Here is a 4,282-nt window from a genome sequence, read left to right as displayed (position 1 = left end):
AGCGTTAGTGGTCGCGTTCTGGATGATTGCATTTAAGTAATATATACAGTCTTCCCTGTGAGAAATAGGTTGAAGAAATGTTAAATTCCAACCAAATTTTACTACAACCTCAAATAAGCTAGCACTCTCGATATATTGAATTACTTTTTCAATATCTTGTCCGGGCATATCAACAATGATCACATCTAACTCAGGATGATTTAAGTCATCTGCTATTGCATCAGCATCGTCATTTGATAAATTAAACTTCTTAATGGTTGCTATATGTTCATAAGCTTGAAATACAGGGAATGATTCTTGGTTATAAACCTTTATCCGTTTTCCTTGTTGGGCGAACATTTCTAGCAATAGCTTGATAACTGTAGACTTACCCACCCGCGCATCTCCTACAGTTATAATCATTCTTTTTGACATCTTTATTCCTATTCAGATAAAATCTTCTCTATGCCAAATAAATCTTTTTTTGGCTTTATTTGCCCTTTAAAATTGTTCAGCCAGCTTAAGACTCTACCAAATACAGAGGGATATTCATCTTGTTCAAGTCCTTGTCTAAATGTCAAATTTTTCACATCTAAATAATCGTAGGATTTTTTCGCTAGTTTTGGCATATTTATACTTGTGAAATTATGCCCTGTTGCTTTTACTTGCTGTTCAATTACTTTTATTTCTTCGGAACTATCATAAAAAGCAAATTGTTCCGCCTCTCCGTAAAAGGAATTTTTTACTATTACATAATCCACCCGATCACCGCAGAAACTATATAGTTCTAGTAGTTGAGTTATACAATCAATTATTGTGCTAATAACTACTACTATCGTCACCCGCATCTTACATTTATTATTTACTACATCTAAAAACCCCATCTCGGTTATTAAAATTTTTAAAGTTGGCAGAAATTGTGATGGCGTTTCTAGTAGTATCAAAGATTTTTCCTCTTGATTTTTCCCAGATTCTTTTGATTTGGGATACACTAATTCTTTTAAATTATCTACAAATTCGTCTAATTTATCTGAGTTAGATATATCTAAACGATGAATGTTTGCAGCGTTTTCATAAAATCTGATCAAGTGTGGATTAGAATTATCCGCGTCTAACCCAACAAATTTTACTGCGTTATCTATGTAAGTTTGCGCTAAACCTCTGGCAAACGTTGACTTACCAACACCTCCTTTATCTCCTGTCACCATTACTAATCTTCTTAGTTGTTCTGGATTATCTTTATTGTTGTTATTCTTATTATTCTTTTCGGATACTGGATTATTAGACTGTGTATCACTAGTCTTTTCTTCTATTGCATTGTTAAGTGCTATATTGTCGGGCACTGGGCTTTCTAACTCTGTATTACTAGTCTTTTCTTCTGTCACATTGTTAAGTGGTACATTGTCGGGTGCTAGGCTTTCTAACTCTGTATTACTAGTGTTTTCTTCTATTGCATTGTTAAGTGCTATATTGTCGGACACTGGGCTGTCTAACTCTGTATTACTAGTCTTTTCTTCTATTGCATTGTTAAGTGCTATATTGTCGGGCACTGGGCTGTATAACTCTGTATTACTAGTGTTTTCTTTTATCGCATTGCTAAGTCCTATATTGTCGGGCACTGGGCTGTTGGGATCTATATTACTAGTGTCTTTTTCTATCGCATTGTTGGGTGCTATATTGTTAAACTGTGTATTAGTAAAGGGTTGATCTGCCAGATTGTTGCTAGTATTTTGGTTATTATCGTTGGCTATCTTAATAGTCATCATTCTTCTTCCTTTTGATATTGACCGAGAAGATTGGAGATTGAATAGGGCAGATTGGAGATTGAATGTTTTTGGTACAAGCCCAGCATATTGTGGGCGGAATAAATCTAAAATCGTCAATTCTCTTATCTACAATCGGCAATCGGCAATTTTTTTACAGATACTGTCTTTGAAATATTGGTCGAATTTTAATTCGTACCCAATGCAGAAATTTATTAATCAAGTCCGCTTTTACAATCGTCTTTAAGGTATTGATGGCTGTAAAATTTAAAGTTTTTACTTTTACTACCTCTTCTTCAATAACTACATAACGTTCTTGACTGTGAATATTCATCAGTACTATTTTTTCGTTATTTAATTCTGCTGCAACGACGTTGAACACATCTTCGGCAAATATCTCTAACCCTAGTGGGGTAGAGATTACTCGCACCGTGCTACCCAAAGGGTGATCAAATTCCCAATATGTCCATACTCTTCCCATAAATAGATTGCCATATTTGATTCAACACATGAAGCTATTTAGGTACTGTTTTTTTCAGTACTATGGTTTCTTGATTTTTTAAAAATACGTTATACAATTACTAGCGATTATTTTTGGTTTTCAAATAATTGCCGCTATAAATACCAATATTATTCTTAGGCAAAACTGATAACGGTTGGATGTTAAGCCGATCGCCAACCTTGATATTGGCAGTGCCACCGACAAGCTCTAACACTTGATTGGCAACTTTCCCCTTGTAGATGGGGCAAGGGTTTTTGTAGCACGGTTTGGCATTGTAAACCGCAGTTGTCACCACATTGTCCTTAAGATAAAAGATGTCTAAAGGAAAATTCACCTTGTACATGCAGAAAGGCACATTATAAATTTCTCCTCCCAAATTGAATAACATTCCGCCATCGCCGTTTAAGGATGCTCGAAATTTCAGCCCTTTCTCTAATTGCTCTGGTGTAGAGGCGACTGAGAGCTTAAATGTGCGACCACCTTTGGTGAGAATGTGCGTAACTGGTAAATCCTGGGGACGAGTTTGGACGTAACCGAGCGCCACAGTGCCGATGATAATTGATACTCCAGCGACAGGGCCTAGTATGTTTAGTAACTTGAAAGCAGCAACGTATAAATCCTTTTCAGAATTAATTTTTAAAGTTTTCATGTTTCACCAAAAATATCAACGTTGCCGAGACTATATATAGATGAATCAATTGGACTAGATGGAAGGCCATGCAAAGCCGCAATGTTACGCATACTTTCAACTCGGTCAGCTTCGCGGATGGCCAAAGGATTCATACTCTGCCTTGCAGCCAACAATGCCGACAATGTAATTCCTAGTGGTGGTAGTTCTTGAAGGGGAGAAACATCGTCGCCAAACATTTGACAGAAACTAAAGACGGCGGCGCGTTCTACAATGGCTTGAATCTCCGCACCGACACATCGCTGCGTGGCTTTGAGTAACCTTTTCCATTCTTCTTCGCTGTACCCATCGCCCCGATCATGGAAACGAGGATCGAAACGGGCTAAGTGAATCTTGAATATTTCGTGCCGTTCGCCGTAATTTGGGAGATCCACCTTAAAAATCTCGTCGAAGCGTCCACTTCTGGTTAGCTCTGGTGGTAGCCATTGAATATTGTTAGCCGAAGCGATAATTAAAACCTCACTAGTACGTTCTTGCATCCAGGTCAAAAGCATACCAGCGAGGCGTTTAGATAAATCATCATCCCCGGCGAATCCCTTATCAAAGTCATCAAGGTATAAAATTACACGATTGATTCGGTCTACCAGTGCGAGTAAACTCTTGAGTTTATATTCAGCCAAATTACCGTAACTGCGGAAACTACCCCACTCTAAGATAATCAGAGGTAGCCCCAATTGTGCAGAACTTGCTTTAGCGGAGTAAGATTTTCCTGTTCCCGGTGGGCCGATTAATAAAATCCCCTTGGGTAAACGAAGATTGTAAGCTTTCGCCAATGAGGATAGAAGGCGCTTATAAGTTTTAAACGCTTGCTGGATAAGTTCTAAACCACCAATGGGTGTGCTTGGAGGTTGAAGGAACTGAATATTATAAATTCGCTTAAATAGGTCAATTTTGTAAGTGGACAGTTTTTCTACTAACTCATCCGGTGTAATTTCATGATTTGCAATAGCCTGTCTAATTCCATAGTCAATGTCTGCCAAGTACATGCCTAAGCCGGCGTTCGCCGTCGCATGAATATCGCTGCGGCTGTAATCAGGTAATACTTGAGCTAAGTAACTGCTTATTTCCTCTATAGCTGGCAGTTGTTGAATGACTGTTGGAACTTCGGGGGCAATGTCAGATGACACGGTGGCGTTTGACCCTAAGAGAATCGCTGCTTTGTTAGCATGGCAATTGTACAGCTTCAGGTTAATCAGGGCTGACTTAATCCACTCGGAAGTCAGAAAGAAATCGGGGTCAGTGGTAGACTCTCCCAGCCAAGGGAATATGCCCTCTAGTATGAGAATCCCTTGTAAATGGGTAGTTTTCCAGAATCGCAGAATTTCAAAGTAATGTTCGCGCCTGCTTTTG

At 38.6% G+C, this 4,282-nt stretch carries 4 protein-coding genes and 1 pseudogene; all 5 read right to left on the bottom strand.

Translation table 11 applies throughout. The annotated features are described in order from the left end of the window. A pseudogene (locus VB732_RS35450) lies at positions 1-414 on the bottom strand (hypothetical protein); the annotation flags it as partial. Positions 415-422: 8 nt separating this feature from the next. Then, positions 423-1,745 carry a hypothetical protein gene (locus VB732_RS35445; RefSeq protein WP_323235477.1) on the bottom strand — a complete coding sequence of 441 codons (1,323 nt, stop codon included), beginning with the start codon at positions 1,743-1,745 and terminating at the stop codon, positions 423-425. Positions 1,746-1,896: 151 nt separating this feature from the next. Continuing rightward, positions 1,897-2,223, bottom strand: a complete 327-nt coding sequence (locus tag VB732_RS35440; RefSeq protein ID WP_323235475.1) for a hypothetical protein — start codon at positions 2,221-2,223, stop codon at positions 1,897-1,899. Positions 2,224-2,323: 100 nt separating this feature from the next. Next, positions 2,324-2,893, bottom strand: a complete 570-nt coding sequence (locus VB732_RS35435) for a DUF192 domain-containing protein (protein ID WP_323235474.1) — start codon at positions 2,891-2,893, stop codon at positions 2,324-2,326. Further along, positions 2,890-4,282, bottom strand: a 1,393-nt coding sequence (locus VB732_RS35430) for an ATP-binding protein (RefSeq protein WP_323235473.1), incomplete at its 5' end; no start/stop codon positions are given. The genes VB732_RS35435 and VB732_RS35430, both read right to left, overlap by 4 nt.

The organism is Nostoc sp. UHCC 0252, assembly GCF_034931145.1.
Classification (GTDB): Bacteria; Cyanobacteriota; Cyanobacteriia; order Cyanobacteriales; family Nostocaceae; genus Nostoc.
The sequence above is the reverse complement of the archived record's forward strand: the minus strand, read 5'-3'. Positions and strand labels throughout refer to the sequence as shown.